Here is a 22340-nt window from a genome sequence, read left to right as displayed (position 1 = left end):
TATTACCGGATTAGCTACTTAGCTGCCGGGAACGCCTTCATATTATGCGCCAACTGGCGATAATATCCGTTCCAGACTCGATATTGCTCCGGCTGCTGCCACACTTGCTGGTGCAAACGCGCAATCAGTACCGGATCACTAAGCAGTTCCAGTCGCTGTAATTTAGCCAGTTTCTCTGGCCCAGCGTCCAGCGCCTGCGCTACCCGCTCGGTACGCACCTGTTCGATAATCGCGCGAGTGTGATGACGCGCCGTTGCCATGGCACAAACCAACGCGTTATATGATGGGTTCATCACTGCATGAAAGAAGCCATTACTGAGCGCACGCTGATGGTTAAGCTTCAGATACTCTTCCGTCGCCACCAATTCCCGTGGTGGACTATATTCTTCCGGGATCAGGAACAATTTAGCCCGTTTACTGGCAAGCCCCAAAGTGCGGCGGCTAGACAGAACCGAAACTACTGGCGAGAGAATCAACGAAAAGACAATCGGCGATAGCCACCACAAGAAGCGCAGATCCAGCCAGGCCACTCCACCCGCCCAGACCAAACCCAGTAATAGCTGTGGCCCATGACGCACCATCGCTTCACTCCAGGGAGTGGCATCATCATCACGCTGCGGTGAATTCCATTGCACTGACCATCCGAGGAAAGCGCTGACCACGAATACGGTGTGGAATAACATCCTAACCGGTGCCAACAATACTGAGAACAGCATTTCAGACAACATCGATATCAGCAGGCGTATTGCCCCACCATACTCTTTCGCCCCTTTCGCCCAGATCAAAATGATGCTGAGTAACTTAGGCAAGAACAGCAAAACCAAAGTGGTGGAGAACAGCCCGATGGCCAGTTCTGGCCGCCATTGAGGCCAAACCGGGAACAACTGACGTGGTTGCAAGAAATATTGCGGCTCCATTAGGGTATGTACTGCTTGCAGCGCAGTACACAGCACCAAGAACATAAACCACAACGGTGCCGACAGATATGACATGACGCCGGTGAGGAACACGGCCCGATGAACCGGGTGCATACCTTTAACCAAGAACAACCTGAAGTTCATCAAGTTGCCGTGGCACCAACGGCGGTCGCGTTTTAGCTCATCAAGCAAGTTAGGTGGCAATTCTTCATAGCTGCCCGGCAAGTCATAAGCAATCCACACCCCCCATCCGGCACGGCGCATTAATGCCGCTTCCACAAAGTCATGAGACAAAATAGCGCCAGCGAATGAGCCTTCACCGGGCAAAGGTGCCAGCGCGCAGTGCTCAATAAAAGGTTTTACCCTAATGATGGCGTTGTGGCCCCAATAATGGGATTCGCCCAATTGCCAGTAATGCAGGCCGGCAGTGAACAGCGGGCCATAGACTCGGGTCGCAAATTGCTGAACGCGGGCATACAGCGTATCCATACCGGATGCTTTCGGCGCAGACTGAATGATGCCAGCATTCGGATTGGCTTCCATTAACCGCACCAAGCCAGTCAAGCAGCCACCGCTCATTACGCTGTCAGCATCCAGAATCACCATATAGCTGTACTGACTGCCCCAACGGCGGCAAAAGTCATCGATATTGCCACTTTTACGTTTAACCCGACGGCGGCGACGGCGATAGAAAATACGGCCATGACCATCAACATCGCGGCACAGTTCCAACCAGGCTTTCTGCTCTGCTACACAGATATCAGGGTCATAGCTGTCGCTCAGCACATAAATATCGAAGTGCTCAAGCTGCCCCGTCGCGGCCACAGACTCATAGGTTGCCCGCAGCCCGGCGAATACTCGCTCTACATCCTCATTACAGATAGGCATAATCAGCGCAGTTCGATGCGCGGGATTTAACGCCTCATCCCCTTTAATGGTGGAAGAGATACTGTATTTATCTTTGCCAATCAGTAATTGCAGGAACCCCATCAGCGCGGTCCAGAAACCGGCAGAGACCCAGCAGAACAGAATGGCGAACAGAATAAGGATGCCGGTTTGCAGTAAATAAGGCAGCAATTGCATCACCGACACCTGCCAGTTCTGTTGCCAGATCTCGAAAGGATCGATTAATGCCCAGCCCTGATAAGGCAGAATGGTCTTCATATAGCTGGTAGCTATCGTGGTTTGCAGCACGATCAGTATCAGCAAGATATAGCGGCGCAGCGAACCTACGCTACGCCACTTTTTCTCAGCCGCCGCTTCTTCATGGCTCTGTGCCCGCGAAACAGGGCTGCGACCCAGTAATGAATCCCAAAAACGGCCTACCGGATTGGTGCGCCATGCTTGCGGCGCCATACTGGTGCGTTTGATCGGCGGCATGGCATGAATAACCGTGCGCCCTTCTGCATCTTGCGCCAATAGCTTGCCATCATTCAGTGCATCCGGCCATGCAGCTTGCAAACGCGCATCAACGGAAGCCAACGCGCTGTCTTGCTCACTACAGGTGGGTTCAGATTCAGACATGCTGGCCGCCAGTTGCTGATGCAACCGAGGGATGGCATCCGGTGTGCTATCAAGTAGCACATCCTCAGGTAAAGCATCACGTAGCGCCCCTTGCTGCTGTGCAGTCAGGGGCAAGTCCGCAATGTAATCCTGTACAGGGGATTGATTTGACTTATTCATCGGCAGGTAGCTGATAGCTCCAGGTTTCAGTCAGGGTTTTATCGCCATTAACCAGCGCAGCGCGCATCTCTATCGGTTTTTTGGCATCCTTAACTTTTAGCCGCAGTGTCAAACGCCAGCCCTTAGTGACTGGGTTATAGCGGACAGAGTTTTCAATCAACTCACCGTTTTCATCAACACTCACCTGCGAGGCCAGTGGTGCATTCTCATCAAGTGATTTCAGCACTGGGCCGACAAAATCAACCAGGAAAGCCACACTGCCATCGGGTTGGCGAATCAGATTTGACTGTTTCACATCACCGGTTGAACGTAGAGTCTGTTTCACATAGGCCACTTCCGGTGAATGTAATTTCTCTTCATCACGGGTGAAATGCAGACGATAGTTTAGATCCAAGGAGTTCTTCGCATCTGGCAACACGTCAGGTGTCCAGAACGCGACGATATTATCGTTGGTTTCATCGGCCGTTGGGATTTCCACCAGCTCAACTTTACCTTTACCCCAGTCACCGCGCGGCTCCACCCACGCACTTGGGCGCAGATCGTAGCGGTCGTCTAAATCCTCATATTGCGAGAATTCACGGCCACGTTGCAGCAGACCGAATCCTTTAGGATTTTCCACCGTATAGGTACTGACTGACAGATGTTTCGGATTGTTCAGTGGTCGCCAGATCCATTCACCATTGCCCGCATGAATAGAAAGACCATTCGAATCATGCAGTGCCGGACGATAGTTCAACACAGTAGACGGCTGGCTCGGGCCAAATAGGAACATACTGGTTAATGGTGCAATCCCCAGCTTCTCAACTTTATCGCGCAGGAAGACTTTGGCTTGCACATCAATAGTGGTATCGCGCCCCGGATAAATCACAAAACGGTAAGCACCAGTGGCGCGCGGGGAATCCAGTAAGGCAAAAATCACCAAATGTTTATCATTAGGTTTTGGCCTTTCAATCCAGAACTCACGAAAACGCGGGAACTCTTCACCAGAGGCCAATGCCGTATCAATAGCCAACCCGCGCGCAGAAAGGCCATATACCTGACCTTTACCAATCACGCGAAAATAGCTGGCACCCAACATACTGATGATTTCGTCTTTTTTATCCGCCTTGTTAATCGGATAAAGCACTTTAAAACCGGCAAAACCCAAATTCTTCACTGAATCAGGATCGTGTTTGACCGAGCCGAAATTAAAATAATCCGGGCTATAATTGATAGGTTTTACACTGGTGGCAGTCACTTCATTAATCTGCACCGGGGTATCGAAATACATCCCCTGATGATAAAACTCTAACTTAAATGGCGTATCCAGTTTGGTCCAATATGACTTGTCATGGTTGAACTGAATCTGCTGGTAGTCGGCAAATTTCATTTCTCGAAATTGCGATGGAAGATTACTTTTTGGTGCTTCAAAGCTTTTACCCGCCAGAGCCTGTGCCTGTTTAGCCACATCATCTAATGAGAAAGCCATTGCCTGAGAAGTGAATAATGATAGCAGGAGAGTGATCCCCAGCCATTTGACGCTATTCGCGCGCGACCCTTTTGACATTCTATTGACGTTCGACAAAATATTAACTTGCACATCTCCCCCTAAATCACAACAGCCAAATTATTGACGGTTTATCCAGCAGGGCAAGCAGATAAATCCAGGTTATTGTTACGCCCGGAGTTAAACCGCCAGCTCATTGTGTAAACCAGTGGCTAAGCCACAAGCCTAGCAAGCCAGGCTAAAATACGCTATGGAAAATTATTAACCCTTATAGTAGTGTTTCTCGTCGCACTGATCCATTGATAACGTATATAGTTATCAACGAATATTTATTATAAAGAAAAAACCTCGGGCAAAATCAGATACGTTATTCTAATTCCGATAACAAATAGCGAATAAGTATGAAAAAAAACACTAACCAGCGGGAGTACTTTCTAGACGCAATACGCGCCTATTTGATGTTACTCGGCATTCCTTTTCATCTTTCTCTTATATACTCCAGCAATCATTGGGCCGTTAACAGCAGCCACCCGTCACTGCTATTCACTATACTGAATGATTTCATTCATGCCTTTCGCATGCAGGTTTTTTTTGTTATTTCAGGCTATTTTTCCTTCATGTTATATCAGCGTTATGAGCGCCAGCGCTGGCTCCAGGTCCGCCTGGAGCGTGTGGTTATTCCGTTAGTTACCGCCATCCCACTCATTACATTGCCACAGTTCTTCTTGCTCAAGAACTACACCGATAAATTACAAGATTGGAATTCATTTACAATTTATCAAAAAATAAATATTGCTATTTGGGAAGTTGTTTCGCACTTATGGTTTTTGTTAACCCTCGCATTACTGACCGGTATCTGCTTTTATCTGTTCCAGAAAATGAAGAATAAAAAACATGCAGTTCCTGCGGTGATAAAGGGGATGAATAATATAGGAAAAATCTCACTATCATTGTTTCTATTTGTATTTATTTATTCAGTAATACGCCGGATCATATTTCTCCTTAACCCAGAAATACTCTTTAATAGCGTCTTCAATTTCTTTGTTATGGAGACACTATTTTATCTGCCTTTCTTTTTGCTGGGTGCCTACAGTTTTATCTATCCTCCACTTAAGCAGGTATTTCTCAGGTTTTCACCGGGTGCGTTAGTGGCCTCAGTACTATTGTTCTGTGCTTATTATCTGAACCAACACATTAATACTTCTGAGTTTTTTGCTTTCGAGTTGGACCTTATTATCAAAGCATTAATGGGCGTTACCATGACAAACGTTGTCTACTCTTTTGGACATCGACTGCTCAATTATCCGTCACCACGTATCACTTATCTGGTTAACGCCTCGCTCTTCATCTATCTGGTACATCACCCATTAACCTTAATATATGGTGCCTTTATTACGCCACAAATTGACAATAATGGCCTGGGTTTCATACTTGGAATGGTCTTTGTTTGTCTGATTTCGTTTGTGCTATACGAGGTTCATCGCCGTATTCCTGTGCTGAAATTCTTGTTTTCTGGAAAGCCACAGCAGCAAACGGCGTAATCAAAGTATTATCCAAACGAATAATGTTATTGCTAAGCAATCTATGCATCTACATACCGTTTTGGCCATAAAACCGCTACACTGTCAAACCATCATGTAGATGCGGGATGGCAAGTGCCTCACTGTGCGCTCTGTTTTCAGAGCAACTATCCTGTTGATTCCTTAGCAGGATTTGTTTCACTTGCAGTGACAACAAAAAGAGGAATTGTGATGAATAAGCAAGAATCTGTTGAGAATAATCCCACATCTGATACTACGTCCATCACCGAGTTCAGCGCCCTGTTGGCCTTGGTCAGCCGCCTAAGCGGTGCACTGGACAGCGCGATAACGGGTAAAGATCGCAGTGTATTAGTCCATGAGCTGTCACAACTTTCTGTCGATACCCTGCCTGAGCAGGAAAAAATAGTCACCAGCGAGGCCCTACGCAGAGCATTAGCAACCTTAAAACGTGACTAGTTTATAAACCAACGCTCACCCTTGATTCCCCGCTGGGCGATTAAAGGTGAGCGACCTGGCGGTTATCTGTACAATTCTGCTCTTGTCCTCTTTCCTTCCCCAAAGTCATTGTCATTACGGCGTCAATAACACATTGAATTAGGTCATATCTTCCCATCGATTCCAGCAAATCTGTGTATAATAATTTTGCTCGCCCTTCATTTATTTCGTTTACATCAGGAGATCTTCCACCTTGGACGCCATCACTATTAATAGCCTTTTTTTGATCGGCGCTGTGCTGGTAGGAGCCAGTATTTTACTGAGCTCACTCTCTTCTCGGTTAGGTATTCCCATCCTGGTTATCTTTCTCGGCATCGGTATGTTGGCGGGGACCGATGGCATTGGTGGCATTGCTTTCAATAACTATCCCGCCGCCTATTTGGTCAGTAACCTAGCTTTGGCGGTAATTCTACTTGATGGTGGTATGCGCACCCGGGCTTCATCCTTCCGCGTCGCGCTCTGGCCGGCTCTCTCACTAGCCACGGTGGGTGTGTTAATCACCGCAGGCCTGACCGGTTTGGCGGCGGCTTGGCTATTCAACCTAGATATTATTCAAGGCTTATTAATCGGTGCCATCATAGGTTCCACGGATGCGGCAGCCGTATTCTCCCTATTAGGTGGCAAAGGCCTCAATGAGCGCGTCAGTGCAACTCTGGAGATAGAATCGGGCAGCAATGATCCAATGGCGGTATTTTTAACCATAACCTTAATTGCCATGATTTCCGCCGGTGAAAGCAGCCTCAGTTGGATGTTCTTGGTGCACTTAATTCAGCAATTTGGTTTAGGGATTTTCATCGGGCTGAGTGGCGGCGGATTACTGCTCTTGCTGATCAACCGGATAGAATTACCGAATGGTTTATACCCACTACTGGCGGTCAGCGGCGGGATTTTAGTCTTTGCACTCACCACCGCAATGAATGGTAGCGGCATCTTGGCGGTCTATCTCTGCGGCCTGTTGCTCGGCAACCGCCCCATCCGTAACCGGGCTGGAATTTTACAAACCTTTGACGGCCTGGCATGGCTCAGTCAGATTGGCATGTTCGTCGTCTTGGGGCTGCTGCTTAATCCGAGTGAGTTGTTACCGATTGCCATTCCGGCGCTGATCCTCTCCTTGTGGATGATTCTGTTTGCCCGCCCGCTGTCGGTATTCATTGGTTTGCTGCCATTCCCAAGCTTTAATTTGCGTGAGCGAATCTTTATTTCATGGGTGGGCTTGCGTGGCGCAGTGCCGGTTATTTTGGCTGTATTCCCAATGATGGCGGGAATACCCAATGCAAATCTATTCTTTAATGTCGCCTTTTTTGTCGTGCTGGTTTCACTACTATTGCAAGGGACCAGTTTGTCATTTGCCGCACGCAAGACAAAACTCGTGGTGCCTCCGGCCTTGGCTCCGGTCGCGCGGATTGGTTTAGATATTGATAAAAATAATCAGTGGGAGCAGTTTATTTATCAACTAAGCTCCGACAAATGGTGCATCGGTGCCGCCTTGCGTGACTTGAAAATGCCGCAAGAAACCCGAATTGCAGCACTGTTTCGTGGCAAGGACTTGCTGCATCCAACCGGCAGCACCCGCCTGAAAGAAGGCGATATCTTGTGTGTTATCGGTCAGGAGCATGACTTACCGGCATTGGGGAAACTGTTTAGTCAGTCGCCTAGTATCCAGTTGGATGAGCGTTTCTTTGGTGATTTCATTCTAGATGCGGATGCAAAACTCCATGACATCTCCCAGATTTATGGCCTTAATCTGGAGCCTGGCATCGATAAGCAGCAAACTCTGGGCCAATTCGTGCTCTATCTCTTTGGTGGTGAACCGGTTATTGGTGATCAGATTGAGTGGGATGGCCTGACTTGGACAATTGCCGAAATGGACTCTGATCGTGTCAGCCGCGTTGGGGTTAAAATTGTGACGGATAAAGCCTGATTTCCTCGTTACTTATTATCTTAGGCATGCCACAACTCACGGTGGCATGCCCAAATTATCGCTCAATCATTGTCATTCGACATTAATCATCCAGCCCACACCAAATTTGTCGGTCAGCATGCCGAAGCCTTTGGCCCAGAATGTCGCACCAAACGGCATAATCACCTGCCCCCCTTCAGATAAACGCTTGAACAGATCTTCACCTTTGCCCATATCTGCCACATTAATTGAAAGTGAATAACCTTTATGTGGGCTATCACCCTCATCAGGGCAACCATCAGAGGCCATAATGACATTGCTACCGATTTGCAGACGGGCATGCATGATGGACTCAGGATCAGTATTGGGAGGACAACTCTCAGGGTTGGGAATTTCTTTATAACGCATCATGGCAACCACATCGCCCCCTAATTGCCGGGCATAAAAGTTGACCGCTTCTTCGCAGTTGCCATTAAAAAACAGATAAGGCTGAATCAGCATGATTTTGCCCTCTTTAGAGACCCACGCACCGCAATCATTGTGGTGTGTGGGCCAGATAGTTATCACTAGCAATAATTGCTGGCAGTGACTTATTAGTGTAGTTCTGGGCAGAATAAAGAGGCAAATAATGTGTGTACTTTAAATAATAGTCTTGTTATTCAAGGTGAAAAACTAGGTTTTGCTCTGTTTAATCCGATTAACCAAGATAATCCCCACGCAAACCAGGACCAACGCAATAGCATTTTTCCATTCTAAAATACTTTCGTTCAGGAAAATGGCCGACAGAACCGCACCAGAAACCGGAATGAGGAAATTGAATGGGGCCACCATGCCAACCCGGTTGTATTTGAGCAATAAGCTCCATAAAGCAAATGCGGCCGACGATAACAGCACCAGATATGCCAGCAATAATAGTGCCTGCCAACCAAACTCACTCAAGTTACCACCGAATAGATAGCCACCAACCGTCAAGACCAGTCCGCCAATAGCCAGCTGGTAACCTGTCATCACCGTCGTATCCATGGTTTGTGAGATTCGTTTACCATAAATACTGGCCGCCGAAAGAATAAAAGCTGCCAATACAACACAACCCTCCCCCATCAGGGAAAAATTAAAATCCATCAAGTCGGAGCCGAAATTAACCACCATGACACCGGCAAAGCCCAATGCACAGCCAATGATTTTATTGAATGTTAGCCGGTCATTTTTATAAATGTAATGCGCTAATAGCACACTAAAAAATGTGCCTGTTGCATTCATAATCGAACCTTTGACTCCGGTGGTATATGCCAGACCAATATAAAAAAATACATACTGCAAAGCGGTCTGTGTTAACCCCAAAATAGCAATTTGCTTATATTGGCCTTTTTTAAGGCGACCAATGGCTTTACCACTAGCAATAGCAAAAAGAAGTAACACAATGCCGGCCAATAAAAAACGATACCCGGCAAACACCATTTTGCTCGGAATATCATCTGGCGCGATATGAAATAGCGCATAACCATTTTTAATAGCAGGATAAGCGCTGCCCCAAAGTAAACAACAGAAAGTCGCCACAAGAAAAACAAATTTTTTATTGGTAAAAAGCGGAGGACTACTGTCCACGTCAACATCCTTTTCGATAAAGAAATGAAACATTGTTTCGTTATAACCATTTCTCACCAAAAAGTCCTGTCTGATGTCACTTTTTCTCTAAAAAGATTGAGGCAATCCAATTACATCGCACCAATAGCCCATATCAAGCCCAAAAAGGTGTGAAAGGTTGAGTCGCCTGCCGAATAATTGTACAGTGATGTGGACTTTTATTTACCATTCACCTGAAAATTTAGCATCGTTCAATGTTTGCACTGACAGGCAAAGATCGTGTACGATGTTGTTTTAATTAAATAACTTTGGTTTTTATTATGTTAAAACTCTTTAACGTAAACTTTAATAATATGCCTGAAAGAAAGTTAGACGAGGTCTTTTCACTCAGAAAAATAACATTTAAAGATCGACTCGACTGGAAAGTAACTTGCATTGATGGCAAAGAAAGCGACCAATATGATGATGAGAATACCAACTATATATTGGGCACCATAGACGACACTATTGTCTGCAGTGTCCGATTTGTTGAGATGAAATATCCGACAATGATCACCGGACCATTCTCACCTTACTTTGCTGATATTGACTTGCCGATTGATGGATTTATTGAATCCAGTCGCTTTTTTGTTGAGAAAGCATTAGCAAGAGATATGGTAGGTAATAATAGTTCTCTTAGCACAATACTTTTTTTAGCTATGGTTAATTATGCTAAAGACCATGGGTATAAAGGGATATTAACAGTCGTCAGTCGCGGTATGTTTGTGCTACTTAAACGTTCCGGCTGGAATATCACGGTAGTAAACCAAGGTGAGTCAGAGAAAAATGAAGTCATTTATCTTTTACATCTTGGTGTCGATGTTGATAGCCAACAAAAACTCATAAATAAAATACGCAGAATACATCAAATTGAGCCTGGTATTCTTGAAAATTGGCCACTGACAGTACCCAATATCATAAAATAGATTTAATTAATTTTAACTCGATGCCAAGTCTTATTGCATGCTTGGCATTTAAAACGCCAAGTTTTCTGACAACATTACCAATATGGAACTTAACTGTACTTCTTTTTATTCCTAATATAATTGATATTTCAGAATAAGTTTTACCTACACTGGCCCAATATAATATTTCGTTTTCTCTAGGAGAGAATATATCCCGCTCTATTTTATTAGAGCCTGATTCATTTTTTTCGGTACTATTATGATAGAGCCCTAACATTTTCTCATGGGTAAGAATGAGCAACATTTGGATTTTTTCTTTATTTGTTTCAATGCTTTCATCAAAATAGATACTATCGTCGCTACCATTAGAAATACTTAGCGTAGCCATATTGTTACTATTATCATGGAGTACAAAAGTATAACCATTAATAATGTTATATTCTCTGGCTAGCTTAAATACTGCCGAATCTGTTGATTTCTTGTTGATAACCGAGTTGTCATCCCATGCAAAGGGGGCAACTTTGTCTTTCGCCGTCAAAATAACTGGATCAATAAGATGATAACTATTTTTTTTGTATTTTTTTACCCAATCCAATGGATAGTTAGAGATAATTGTAGGATGCAACGGTGTTTTCTTATTCATAACTAAATAAGAATAACGAAGATCACCATAAGACTTTATTCTTCTTTGAATATAGTTTCTGATGTCTTCATTAATACTTTCATTATCAAAATAATCAATTATCATAACAAACCAAATTTACCTGATGCGTAGTGCCACAGTACAATTTTATCACATTGTTTTCAATAGAAAATACGGTATAAGATATCCTCACAGAAATTTCTTATATGAAATTAGCTAACAACATAAAACGAAAAAAAACCTAGACCAAAGGATAGTTTTGGAAGCTAGACTTAAGGTCAGCTATTATTATAGCCCTATGTTAATTAAACTGTTTTTGCTTTACAGAATTAGTTTCAAATATAATAGAACTAATATCTTAGCGCACTAATGCTAAGAAAGTTAGTCTGCAATGAATATATTTTCGCCAATACCAGGGACTTTAGTCCACCAACACCAAGTTTTACCCTGCCGTCTGGATGGCTTTACATTCAGATGGCTACTATCCTTCTGAAATCTAAATTCCATATCCAATAACCATCCTGCCAGTTTAACCTTCAGACCAATATGCCATCCCACAGCACTATCATTCTTCATTTAACTGTCTGTTATTAAATAATTTTAATCTAATTATCATATTTATTTTACTGCTAACATGGCTCACTAACGCCCTTGTGCAACAGCATCAATAACCTCAGAACGAAAAAAAAACCTTTAATGGCATAATAAACATTAAACAAATTAATGTAATCTTGATAAACTTGACTTAAGTCATGTCATTAACTCAAATTAATCGTATGATAAATAAACGGTTATAATGTTTCCCTGGTGTTGGCCGAATTGGCATCCCTTACCAAATGAGATTGGTAAGGGTTTTTTTTGCCTATTATTTGAGCTTAAACCGCTATTTAACAAAACCCAATAATTGCCACCACACGAAGCCCACCGTCATTGTTACCACGAAACAAGCCATCGCAATCACAGCCCCTGAAGTCCACCATGTTTTGACGTCGCTATAACCGGCACCAAAGATAATGGGTGCAGCACCGCCTCCATAATGTGTCAATGAACCACCGTAAGAGTTTGTCGCTGCTAACACCAGCGCCAGCGCCATTGGGTCAGCGCCAGCCACCTTGCCCACAGTAAGAAATACTGGCAGCATAGCAATGGCATAAGAGCTGGCTGAGGCAAAGAAATAACGCACGATGATACTGAGGAAGCCAATAATGGTTAAGGTTAAGTAGGGATTGTTTCCAAAATCGATATTGTTTTGTAGGGTCTCCGCCAGCCAGTCAAACACTTTGGCTTTATTCAGTGCCGAAGCCAAACCAATAATACCGCCGAACCACAGCAAGGTATTCCAAGCACCTTTGTTGTTAAGCAGATCATCCCACTTAATAATCCCTAGCAGGAAGCACAACACCATTGCGACCATGGCAACCGCAGTAGCATCAATATTAAGTGTAATTCCTGTCCCTTGAGCCAACAGGGACGGTAAAGCCCAACCAATAAGAGCAAAGACAAAAATAGCCACTAAGATTTTTTCTTTTTTAGTCATCGGCCCGAGTTCTGCCAGACCCTCAGCTGCAATTTTTTTATTATCGATCTTGGTCAGTGTTGGCTTATCCATGTAATAGCCAATAGCCGGAACAATCAACAATAGCAACAAACCGGGGACGATCATCGCCAATGCCCAGACACCCCAGTCCAAATTTACACCCAATATTTGAGCGGCAAAATCTGCGGTCAGCAAGTTGGGTGCCATCGCCGTGATGAACATAAAGCTACTGACTTTCATTACGAAGTAGATGTTAGACATCAAATAAGAACCGGCTTTCTTTGCCGTTTCACCAGGCTCCGAACCCAAGGCTTTCACTACCGAGTGGATTATCGGAAAAACAATACCACCACTGCGCGCTGTATTAGAGGGGGTTACTGGTGAAATAACAAATTCCAAAAATGCTGTTACATAACCGAGCCGCAACGTGGTACTACCAAAAGCCCTGATCATCAGAAAAGCAATGCGCCGTCCTAACCCTGTTTTGACAAAAGCAACACTGATGCCGAAGGCTGCAAATACCAACCACACTGTTGATGAGGCATATCCACCAAGCAGTTGAGTCGTATTATTAAGGAAAAAACCGGCAAACCCGACCACACCGAGCAAAACAACCGCTTCCGAGAATGGTTTTAAAATAAGACCGAAAATCGCAGCCAGATAAAAACCAAACAGCCGCCATGAGGATGCAGTCAAACCTTCGGGGGGAGGGATAAACCATATCACTAGTGGGATGGCCACCAGCACGCCGAGTTTCCAGATTCTATCTTTCATAATGCAGTTCCTCTTTTTAGAGTGTAGTGATATTGGAACTTTGTAGGTAACGGTCAGACGAATTACTCCCGCCTATTTTTCCCGTAGTGAGGTAAGTTTATTGGTCATCAATGGCCCCCCCAAACAGAGCCTGATATAGCGACACGGCCATCAAATAGCAGGCGTGCAGTGCGAATTAACCCACTTTTAATGACCTCGCCCTCAGTATTACGGCTCAATAGCACACTGAATTCGCCACTGGGGTGTTCAACAGAGATACGCAGGTCCTGAGCTGAAGTGACCACGGCCATATCCTCGGCTACGCTACCTGGCAGCAAACAAACTGTTGCCACGCTGACAGCACCAAGTACACCGATTGAAGCGTGACAGCGGTGGGGAATAAAAGTACGTGTCGCGATAGTCCCACCGGAAGTAGCAGTGGCAATTAGGGTCATTTTGGGTACCGTGCGTAAGGTGACATCTCCCAGATTCATTTTCCGCCCTGCAATAAGGCGAATTGCCTCTAGCCGAGCCTTCAGTTCGCTGTCTTGATCCAACTGTTCGCGACTTTCGTAACCAGTGCGACCAACATCAGCAGCACGCAGAACGACAACCGGCATGCCATTGTCGATACAGGTCACATCCACCCCATTGATACTGTCACGTACTTGTCCAGTCGGAAGTAAAGCCCCGCAACTGGAACCGGCAACATCGCAGAAATTAAGTACCAATCCGGCAGCGCTAGCGGGCACGCCGTCGATACGCACCTCACCGTCATATTCCACATAACCTTCCGGCGTTTGCACCACCGCTTCCGCATCCTGACCGGTATTTTCCATATGAATACGAACCAGCGTTCGTGCTGCCTGAATGGGTACTAACCCTTTTTCGATAGCGAAGGGGCCGACTGCCGCCAAAATGTTTCCGCAGTTCTGCCCGTAATCGACGATAGCTTTATCGACATTGACCTGAGCAAACAGGTAGTCCACATCGGTTTCAGCACGTGCTGAGGAGCTGATGATCGCTACCTTACTGGTGAGTGGATCTGCGCCACCCAGTCCATCAATTTGACGCGGATCAGGTGAGCCCATGACAGCCAGTAGCACGCGATCCCGTAGCGCGGGGTTAGCGGGCAGATCAGTCGCCAGAAAAAAAGCCGCTTTCGAGGTTCCACCGCGCATCAGTACGCAAGGGATAGAAGTCTGTTTCATGATGAGCTATACCTCTAAGTCATCGAGGGAATCGACATAGCGCAGCCCTTTTTCCGCCAGTTGCGCCCGCATTTGATATATATCTAACCCCAGCTCTCCACTCGCCAAACGCTGACGTTTACTCTCTTCGAGGTTCATTCTTTTTTGTGCTGTATATGCCACATTCGCTGCCTGTAGCCGTGGCACGATCACCACGCCATCATCATCTGCCACTACGACATCACCTGGCGTCACTAACTGACCAGCACAAATCAGGGGGATATTGACGGAGCCGAGGGTCGCTTTTACTGTGCCTTGTGCCCAGATGGCACTGGACCATACCGGAAAGCCCATTTCACGTAGGGTTTCGCTGTCGCGAATGCCAATATCTCCAACTAATGCCACCACGCCGCGAGCTTGCAATGAGGTTGCCAAGAGATCGCCAAAAAAGCCGTCATGGCAGCGGGATGTGGGGGTGACCAGCAGCACATCACCGGGCTGGCACAACTCCACCGCCACATGAAACATCCAGTTATCACCGGGCGTGACCAGTACTGTCACGGCATTGCCCGCAATCTTGTGCCCTTGCTGAATAGGCCGAATGCGTGCATCCAGCAACCCCTGCCGTTGCTGTGCTTCGTGTACGGTTGCCACACCGAATTCAGCAAATTTTGGCAATAATGACGGGTCAACACGTTGGATATTTCGTACTGCAATCCCTTTCATACCGACGATACTCATGACAAATTCTCCGTTACACGGGGGAAGAGGCTTTGATAGCCTTCGCCATAAGTGATGACACGGGAGTCAGCAATACCGACGTTGCGTTTTGCCTGAACGCCACGTTGCAGCGCAACGCGGGTGTAGTATTCCCAAAGGTGTTCTTGGCCTGCCATACATTGGATTGCGGCATACTTTTTCGCCCAGACCGACGTGATATCCAGCAATACGTCAGGTTTCCACTGGCATTGCTCCGGCTGATGTGGCTCAAAACAGTAAACCGGCGGTGCTCCAATAATTTGTTCACCCGGACGATACCCTTCCGCTTGCGCAATAATCCGGGCTTCCTGTGTCAAACTGGCGGCCAGTGGATGGTCATAGTTGTAGGGGTCGGCGATGGAGTGTGTTAGTACAAAATGAGGCTGTTCCCGGCGAAATACGTCAGCCAAGCGGAACAATGTTTCTTTGTCGGCCCGCAGCGGGTAATCGCCCATATCGAAGAACTCAATGCTAGCCCCGAGAATGTTTGCAGCTGCTTCAGCCTCTATCCGGCGACTTGCTTTAACTCGCTCTTCGGTCATGTTGCCTTTGCGCCACAATTTTGCGGACTCACCGCGCTCACCAAAGGAGAGACAAACAATATGTACCTGATAGCCCTGTTCAACATGTAACGCGATAGCCCCTCCCGCCCGCCAGACGAAATCTGCCGAGTGAGCGCTGACCACCAGAGCACTTTTTTTCGCAATATTTACCATGTTCATGTCCTGTTTTGGCTGTTTTGTCTACTTAACATCCTTGCATGGCCCAGTTAACACGGGACAGTGCGTTTCATTGCATTAGCTATGATTTTTATTTATGTTGTTAAAAAATAGACAGCTGAATGAGCATGAGGGATGAGAAAAACAAAAACTGAAAATATGATTAATATTATGCAGATAAGAGCATTTTGCATGGTGGTAGAGCGAGGAACTGTATCCCGAGCGTCACACGATTTATTTCGCACGCAATCAGCAATCACTCGCTCTATTCGTGATCTTGAACACACTTTAGCCCTGTCACTGTTTGAAAGGCACAGTAACGGCATGCTCTTGACGGATATTGGAAAATGCATACTGCCGCGAGCCCAGCGCGCACTGGTAGAGTTGAATCAGATCCCTGCATTGCTGAACCGATTGCAGCAACAAGATGATCGTCGCCGTGAAGATACTGAACCTATTTGGTTATTCAACGTGCGCCGTTTGCAGATTTTTCTTCACCTGTACAACCTAAATCACACCCAAAGTGTGGCAAACACCTTGGGTATTACTCAGCCAGCCGTGAGCGCTGCATTAAAAGTTCTAGGGAAAGGTGCTGGAGTGGCATTATTTCAACGCACCCCTAAGGGTATGATGCCCACCCCTGCTGGTCGTGAAATTGCCGCTAATATCAGCCGAGCACTGAATGAGCTTCGCCATATTCCAGAGGATATTGCCGCAAGACAAGGGATGCTGACTGGAACTGTGCATGTCGGCGCACTACCACTAAGCCGTGCACGCCTCTTGCCGCAAGCATTAATAAAATTAATTTCTCGTCACCCTGGCATCAAAGTGGTGACTAATGAGAGCGCTTTTTCTGCACTGATCACCGAACTGCGCGCTGGCAATATCGATTTTATTATTGGTGCTTTGCGCAAAGAGGAGAAATTGCTGGAAATTCAAAATGAAGTGTTATTTGAAGAGGAATTGATTCTGCTCGCGCGACCACAGCATCCATTGGCTGGCCGACAAGTACTCAAGCAGGATTTGCGCAAAATTCAATGGGTTTTACCACGCGAAACCGCGCCATCACGCTTCTTGCTAGAGCAGGCTTTGCAGAGAATGGGGGTTGAACCACCGCATCCCGTAGTGGAAAGCGGCGATCCGGCGGTAGTGCGGGCACTGCTGCTGGGATCTGATATGGTGGCGGCAGTCTCCTCACATCAATTGGACTACGAAGTATCGGCGGGCATATTGATACCACTGCGTATCAACCTCGTGGCTACTCGCCGCGAAATTGGCCTAACTTTTCGTCAGGGAGCCCTGCTCTCCCCTGCGGCGGCGGCCTTGGTTCGCTGTGTGCACGAGGTTATTCCTGGCGAAACAATTTGAATATCCACTGACACACGCAATATTTATCCCAATGATACTTTGCTAGTTTCAAGCAAAATACCCCTCTTAGCCAATGACAGATAAGGGGGCATCTCAACAGTGTGTTGACTTGCCGAGCTTATTTTCCTTGTTGGCGGAACTCCGTCACGGTATCCCAGGCAACTTGTTGCAGCGCCCGGGCGGTCTGTTCTGTCATGTCACTATCAACTGGCAATGCGCCGCCAACAGGGGATTGGTCATAAATCGTAGCAAACAACACCGCGGCGGCCAGATAAGTACCCGCTAAAGAGGGATGATTACCATCACTGTGATACAAATCTATTTCTGGGTGGGCTTTGATTGCACGGCTAAATGCCAGACCGATCGGAGCCACATACCCGCCGGTTTTACTGGCAATATCGATATAGGCTTTGGCCAGTTTATCTGTTTGCTCTTGTTTATCCTTATTTGCCCATGTCATGAAATAAACAACTTTAGATCCCGCTTTATGAGCGGTATCCGCCATAGCAGTGGCTGAGTCAGTAAAATATTGGCGTGAGTCTGCTTTAGCCGAAATAGGCTCCATAGAGTTGCCCTGAAGAACAACAACATCCCATTTCTGGAGCGAATTTTGGAAACTCAAGTTAGGGATATGCCAGCCTAATTGTCCGCTGGAAATAGTTATCCCACGGAAGGCATATCCTTTAGCCTCATCGGATAACAGTGAACGGCTTAAATCACGCAGTCGGGTATTCACATGATTGTTGTAATGCATATATGAATTTCCGTAGAGCGCGAATGTTTTCCTTTCGCCATCCATTTTCGCCTGAGGCTGCGGCGCAATAATCGTATCCGCCCGAGCACTGGCTATCGTGATTAACCCACATGCCAACATTAACATTAGCTTTTTCATTATATTTATCCTTAGAAGTCGTAACGTAATCCGAGAATAATGGCATCATCGTTTATTTTGAGATTGTTATTCGCCAGCACTTTGTCATAGGTCAACGAGAGATAAGCATTCTTCGCCACAGTTAACTGAGCTTCTGCTCTCCAGCCCTCTTTCTCATATATGTCTTTACCATCCTCATCCAGGAAGCTATATCCACCTAGAATTTTAATATTTTTAAACTGATACGAGGCCACTGAGTCGAAGCTGAAATAATCATTATCAGATTTATTATCGCGCTCGATAGAGATCTTTCCTGCGGTGATCGCCAGAGACATAGCATTATAATCAAGCTGCAATCCACCCATTATCTGCTGGTGTTTCTTGCGACCATCAGTAGTCTTTTTCTGCGGGTTATCTTTACGGTTAAACTCACTGGCAGCAATGGCTGGCGTTATTTTCAAGTCACCAAATTTAATCATTTTTCGATAACTAATCATCATGCCGTTATCGAGCCCTTCATTGTCGCTGTTAGCATTACCGGCAACATAAGCCGCTTGAATCTGGTGCCCATCAAATTGACCATTCCATTGGAGAGTACCGTCCTGACGGTTATATTGGTAGGACGTATCAATGGTGCTAATACCGTAGTTATATACATTTGGTGTAAAGTTTTTATATTTATCAGTCATTCTCATCACCTGATATAGCGGGTTCTGAGTACGGCCACCAATTAATTCACCGTAGCGCGCATGAGATAAACCGAGCCAGGCATAACGTGCATCCAGATCTCTATCTTTGGTTTTATTGTCGTTTTTCTCGGTACGTAACTGCCACTCCAGGCGGCCGATAATTTTAGTATCTTCAAGCAGTGAAAGGTCGCGGGTTACATAGATACCTAAACGCCCGCCTAATTGATTTCGTACATCGTCCCCGGCAAATGAAGAATCACCATGAGCAAATTGATACTCCAGGCGTCCATAAATATCTAGCGTCGTTCCTTTATCCTTGTAAACATTCATCGCGAAGGCTGATGAACTCATACAGGTTAAAAGCATAATCGGCATTATTTTAATTTTCATAATTTACCTATAATTAAAAGCGAATAAAGCACCCCAGTCAGAAGCTCTCAACTGATAAGAAGATAAAAAACATTTTTATCGTGAATATTATTAAGATCAAAAAAATAATGTGAGGTATGGGAATATTTCTTTCTCACTTTAAAACGTGATAATCCGCTCAAAAAATTATTCAAACAGGATTTAAATCACTATTTCCCAGTTCAATTTAATAAGTGATAAATAAAAGTTAAGTAATATTTCTCCCGCAGCACGCCATAAAAAGGTGGTAATAAGTATTTTGTGTTAAGTTTGTCACGTTTTTAGGAATAAAACGGGGCGAGTAGAGGGGAAATTCATATTCTCATTTTTATGATCAGAAATTTAGACCAGACTTTCGGTCATCAATTGGATATAAATAGAAACAACTCACTGATATCTTTCATCTACTTATTTTGGAGTCAATAATGCAGGGTAGTCATAGTTCAGTATTTGATTCAGAACTGTATTCATCCTTGTTCACTCACCCTGAAATGAAACAGGTTTGGTCTGATGAAAACTTAATTCGCTGCTGGCTGGAGTTTGAAATGGCGGTAGCCCGCGTGCAGGCTGAATTAGATATAATTCCAGCACAGGCCGCTGAAGAAATTGTCGCTACTTGCCAATCGTTAAATGTTGATTGGCCGCGACTGGCCGCAGAGACACGTTCCGTTGGCATGGCGATAAAACCGCTGGTTGACCAAATAACGGATGTCGGTACACCGCTGGTGAAAAAATATCTGCATTGGGGCTGTACGACTCAGGATTTATTGGATTCCGCACTAGCGATGAGAATGAAGCAGACATTGCTGTTGCTGCGCCGCCAGCTTATTGAACTGGGCGAATGCTTAAAAACTATGGCGCAGGAACATAAAGCGACCGTGATGGTGGCCAGAACCAATTCTGTAGATGCCTCAGCAACCACCTGGGGATTACAGGTCAGTAGTTACCTGAGTGAGTTAACCCGCCATATTCATCGTCTTGATAATCTCTACCCAACTGCCATTACCGGTTTATTTGGCGGGGCGGTGGGCAATCTCGCCTCCGTGGGACATGACGGCATAGCGACCCGAAATAACTTAATGAAATTATTAGGTTTATCTTCACCTATAGGAATGATGAATGCCAGTCAGGATAACGTGGTGCAGGTGGTCCAGTTTTTTGCTCTGGTACACGGTACCCTGTGTCGGATTGCCAATGATGTCGAAACCATGGGAAGGCCATCCTTTGGAGAAGTCAGAGAGGGTGAAGGCGGCGGCGGCTCCAGTACTATGCCGCACAAAACCAACCCTCGCGCCAGCAATATGATCCAAACACTGTCTCGCATGGGCTGGATGTATGCCTCTGGTGCCACCAATTTGCTGGATCAGCAGGATGTGCGGGCCGCGTCGATGCGCGTATTAAACTGGACCCTGCTACCTGAATCGGCGTTAAGCCTCTCCACCAGCCTTGATCGTGCTTGCCGCCTTATCAGCCATTTGGTGATTGACAAACAGCGCATGGCGGACAACTTCAACATATCGAAATATTTCATTATGTCGGAGTCGGTATCAATGAGATTGGCTGACAAAATTGGCCGGGATCAGGGCTACAACATCATGAAAAATCTATTAAAAGAGGCTGATGGTACCCAAGATTTACAGCAGTTGGCGCTCAATAATGCTCAGATTCGTGAATTCTTAACAGAAGAAGAGATTATTACCGCCTGTGATCCCTCATCCTATCTTGGCTGTAATGATGAATTGATTGAGGAAACATTGGCATTCTTTGATGCCACTGAAAAGAATTTGGTCGGTTGATAGAGTAAAGACTCCCCTAAGCATCGCCCTTGGGGGAATCTTTACTCACCTATTTAGGGAGTGGAGAAAAGAGTTCGAAAAAGACAAATAGCTCTTCCAACTGCTCAAAGTTCCCCTCACCTTCCCCTTTTTCATAGGCCAGATGCAGGACGAGTTCGACAAAAAAGAAACTGATAATTCTGCTTTTAAAAACTGACTGTACATCGCTTGGCAACACAAACTGTAGATTACAAAATTTGCCATAGGGATTGGATTCTGAATTGGTTATCAGCACCACTACCGCATCCTTCTTGCGAAACCACTCTGTTACTCGAATCACGACTCGGTTAAACCGGTAATAAGAAAAGGTGATCAGAACATCTTTACTGGATAAATTAAGCAAATCTTTAGGTAAATCACCGACATCCACCGAAAGCAGCGTCACTTTGTCCCTAAAGTATTTAACCAGGGTGGTGAAATGCTTAGCCATAGCATGAGACGAAGAAGGCCCAATAACATAGAGATGTCTGTCAGTATCCAAAATAAGACTGATAAACTCATCCAGACTCTCGATATCGATATTATCTTTGAAGCTCTCAAACAGCATGGTCACATTCTTATTAAATTCAGAGACTATCTCTGCGGTGGTGACCTTGGCTTTCTCATGAGCCCGTGATACCAGCTCAAATGGCGGTACCAGTTTTTGCTGTGACAGCGCTTCCTCCAGTTCACGTCTGAAAGCCGAATAACCGGTAAACCCCAATTTATTTAAAAAACGCCCAACAGTTGCTTTACTCACCATGGCATTACGTGCGAGATCGACAATGCCATGAAATGGCAGCTCGTTAAAATGCCCTTGAATATATGCATCAAGGCGACATTCTGATTCTGTCAATGAATTTAATTGGATAGTTTGTGAAATATATTTCTCAAGTGTCAACAAATTATTAATTTTCATTCATTATTGCCTCTTGACCTTCAAATTGACTAGCTAACATATAAATATATTATCGGAAAAAATATCTTGTTAATGATCACGCAAAGTATAGGTAAAATGAAATCATTTATTGATGTAACA

18 protein-coding genes are annotated in these 22340 nt (G+C 45.5%); 6 read left to right on the top strand and 12 right to left on the bottom strand.

The genetic code is table 11. From position 1 onward, the window contains the following. Positions 1-14: 14 nt before the first annotated feature. Together mdoH and FTA96_RS16370 are read right to left on the bottom strand one after the other, a co-directional pair. Positions 15-2600, bottom strand: a complete 2586-nt coding sequence (mdoH, locus tag FTA96_RS16375; protein ID WP_145574326.1) for a glucans biosynthesis glucosyltransferase MdoH — start codon at positions 2598-2600, stop codon at positions 15-17. Beyond that, entirely contained in the window at positions 2593-4146 is a 1554-nt protein-coding gene (locus FTA96_RS16370; protein WP_134956731.1) for a glucan biosynthesis protein G, read from the bottom strand. Before FTA96_RS16370 ends, mdoH begins: the two co-directional genes overlap by 8 nt. A gap of 341 nt (positions 4147-4487) precedes the next feature. Here FTA96_RS16370 and mdoC point away from each other — a divergent pair, with 341 nt between their 5' ends. The 3 genes from mdoC (at position 4488) to FTA96_RS16355 (ending at position 8043) form a co-directional block, all read left to right on the top strand. Continuing rightward, positions 4488-5627 carry a glucans biosynthesis protein MdoC gene (gene mdoC / locus FTA96_RS16365; RefSeq protein ID WP_050109029.1) on the top strand — a complete coding sequence of 380 codons (1140 nt, stop codon included), beginning with the start codon at positions 4488-4490 and terminating at the stop codon, positions 5625-5627. Between the two features lie 210 nt (positions 5628-5837). Further along, entirely contained in the window at positions 5838-6083 is a 246-nt protein-coding gene (locus FTA96_RS16360; RefSeq protein ID WP_050135501.1) for a hypothetical protein, read from the top strand. Positions 6084-6315: 232 nt separating this feature from the next. After that, positions 6316-8043 carry a potassium/proton antiporter gene (locus FTA96_RS16355; protein ID WP_050109027.1) on the top strand — a complete coding sequence of 576 codons (1728 nt, stop codon included), beginning with the start codon at positions 6316-6318 and terminating at the stop codon, positions 8041-8043. A gap of 72 nt (positions 8044-8115) precedes the next feature. On the opposite strand, the gene FTA96_RS16350 is transcribed toward FTA96_RS16355, so the two are convergent. Together FTA96_RS16350 and FTA96_RS16345 are read right to left on the bottom strand one after the other, a co-directional pair. Continuing rightward, positions 8116-8523, bottom strand: a complete 408-nt coding sequence (locus FTA96_RS16350; protein ID WP_050135503.1) for a VOC family protein — start codon at positions 8521-8523, stop codon at positions 8116-8118. 171 nt (positions 8524-8694) lie between these two features. After that, positions 8695-9627 (bottom strand): DMT family transporter, encoded by a 933-nt coding sequence (locus FTA96_RS16345; RefSeq protein ID WP_050109025.1) that lies wholly within the window; start codon positions 9625-9627, stop codon positions 8695-8697. A gap of 299 nt (positions 9628-9926) precedes the next feature. Between FTA96_RS16345 and FTA96_RS16340 the strand changes: the two genes are divergently transcribed. Beyond that, positions 9927-10571 (top strand): acyl-homoserine-lactone synthase, encoded by a 645-nt coding sequence (locus tag FTA96_RS16340; RefSeq protein WP_050121047.1) that lies wholly within the window; start codon positions 9927-9929, stop codon positions 10569-10571. On the opposite strand, the gene FTA96_RS16335 is transcribed toward FTA96_RS16340, so the two are convergent. The 5 genes from FTA96_RS16335 to galB all read right to left on the bottom strand — a co-directional run bounded on the left by FTA96_RS16335 (position 10561) and on the right by galB (position 16148). Beyond that, positions 10561-11298: a helix-turn-helix transcriptional regulator gene (locus FTA96_RS16335; protein ID WP_050109023.1), complete on the bottom strand. Its 738-nt coding sequence runs from the start codon at positions 11296-11298 to the stop codon at positions 10561-10563. The two genes, FTA96_RS16340 and FTA96_RS16335, sit on opposite strands and share 11 nt — an antisense overlap. A gap of 778 nt (positions 11299-12076) precedes the next feature. Further along, the gene (locus FTA96_RS16330; protein ID WP_050121046.1) at positions 12077-13504 is read right to left on the bottom strand and encodes an anion permease; all 1428 of its coding nucleotides are present in this window, start codon (positions 13502-13504) and stop codon (positions 12077-12079) included. A 107-nt stretch (positions 13505-13611) separates the two neighbouring features. Continuing rightward, positions 13612-14694 (bottom strand): 4-oxalomesaconate tautomerase, encoded by a 1083-nt coding sequence (locus FTA96_RS16325; protein ID WP_145534808.1) that lies wholly within the window; start codon positions 14692-14694, stop codon positions 13612-13614. Positions 14695-14700: 6 nt separating this feature from the next. Continuing rightward, entirely contained in the window at positions 14701-15414 is a 714-nt protein-coding gene (locus tag FTA96_RS16320) for a 4-carboxy-4-hydroxy-2-oxoadipate aldolase/oxaloacetate decarboxylase (RefSeq protein WP_050135511.1), read from the bottom strand. After that, a complete protein-coding gene (gene galB / locus FTA96_RS16315; RefSeq protein ID WP_087819093.1) occupies positions 15411-16148 on the bottom strand; it encodes a 4-oxalmesaconate hydratase in 738 nt (245 codons plus the stop codon). Before galB ends, FTA96_RS16320 begins: the two co-directional genes overlap by 4 nt. Positions 16149-16286: 138 nt before the next feature. On the opposite strand from galB, the gene FTA96_RS16310 reads away from it, so the two are divergent. Further along, entirely contained in the window at positions 16287-17519 is a 1233-nt protein-coding gene (locus FTA96_RS16310) for a LysR family transcriptional regulator (protein ID WP_087819094.1), read from the top strand. Between the two features lie 118 nt (positions 17520-17637). Here FTA96_RS16310 and FTA96_RS16305 read toward each other — a convergent pair whose 3' ends face one another. Together FTA96_RS16305 and FTA96_RS16300 are read right to left on the bottom strand one after the other, a co-directional pair. Continuing rightward, positions 17638-18411 (bottom strand): SGNH/GDSL hydrolase family protein, encoded by a 774-nt coding sequence (locus FTA96_RS16305; protein WP_050135515.1) that lies wholly within the window; start codon positions 18409-18411, stop codon positions 17638-17640. Positions 18412-18422: 11 nt separating this feature from the next. Continuing rightward, positions 18423-19469 carry a porin gene (locus tag FTA96_RS16300; RefSeq protein WP_050109020.1) on the bottom strand — a complete coding sequence of 349 codons (1047 nt, stop codon included), beginning with the start codon at positions 19467-19469 and terminating at the stop codon, positions 18423-18425. A gap of 443 nt (positions 19470-19912) precedes the next feature. Here FTA96_RS16300 and FTA96_RS16295 point away from each other — a divergent pair, with 443 nt between their 5' ends. Beyond that, entirely contained in the window at positions 19913-21283 is a 1371-nt protein-coding gene (locus FTA96_RS16295; protein ID WP_050109019.1) for a class-II fumarase/aspartase family protein, read from the top strand. Positions 21284-21332: 49 nt separating this feature from the next. Here FTA96_RS16295 and FTA96_RS16290 read toward each other — a convergent pair whose 3' ends face one another. Beyond that, positions 21333-22220, bottom strand: coding sequence for a MurR/RpiR family transcriptional regulator (locus tag FTA96_RS16290; protein WP_050109018.1), 888 nt, complete (start codon positions 22218-22220; stop codon positions 21333-21335). Positions 22221-22340: the final 120 nt, after the last annotated feature.

This window comes from Yersinia alsatica, from assembly GCF_902170305.1.
GTDB lineage: Bacteria > Pseudomonadota > Gammaproteobacteria > Enterobacterales > Enterobacteriaceae > Yersinia > Yersinia alsatica.
This window is presented reverse-complemented; position numbering and strand designations above follow the sequence as displayed.